This is a genomic window from Pseudomonas tremae (assembly GCF_001401155.1).
GTDB lineage: Bacteria > Pseudomonadota > Gammaproteobacteria > Pseudomonadales > Pseudomonadaceae > Aquipseudomonas > Aquipseudomonas tremae.
The window spans coordinates 1-532 of the sequence record NZ_LJRO01000030.1 but is presented as its reverse complement, the minus strand read 5'-3'; the positions used below and the strand labels follow the sequence as shown (position 1 = coordinate 532).

The following is a 532-nucleotide window of genomic DNA, read 5'->3' as shown; positions in this document are numbered from 1 at the left end:
CCAGAGTCCGCAACAGGTCGAACTGGATCACTATCAGTGCTATTTGCAGGCCGCGCAGCAGAGCGGCTTCGACCCGGCCAATGTCAGCGGCCAGCCGCCGCCGGACTTGGTGGATGCCTATCGTCGCTCGATGGGCGACTGTCTGGCAGGGCGTGGCTACAACGTCAGCGTCAATTGACGCTGATCAGACATTGGCCTGCTTGACGACCTCCTGAGGGTCGGCGTGCACCAGCACTTCGGCCTTCGGGAATTGCTCGTGAATAGCATCGGCGACCTTGTCGCAGAGCGCCTGGGCGACCGACAGGGTCAGTGTGCCCTGCAACTCCAGATGTAGCTGCACAAACCAGTGATTGCCGGAAATCCGTGTACGCAGATCATGCGCCCCAAGCACGCCCGGCACGTCGCACGCCAGCGCCAGCATGCGCGTGCTGACATCGGCGGGCAATTCTTCATCCATCAACACCGACACTGTCTCGCGGGCGATCTGCAAAGCGCTCCACAAGATGTACAGCGCGATGCCCAGACCAAAATA

At 61.1% G+C, this 532-nt stretch carries 1 protein-coding gene and 1 pseudogene; one reads left to right on the top strand and one right to left on the bottom strand.

Annotated elements, in window-relative coordinates:
* Window positions 1–178: pseudogene (locus ALO43_RS31255) on the top strand (DUF6515 family protein); the annotation flags it as partial.
* 6 nt (window positions 179–184) lie between these two features.
* Here ALO43_RS31255 and ALO43_RS01575 read toward each other — a convergent pair.
* The coding region (locus tag ALO43_RS01575; protein WP_328586966.1) for a cation diffusion facilitator family transporter at window positions 185–532 on the bottom strand (348 nt) is incomplete at its 5' end.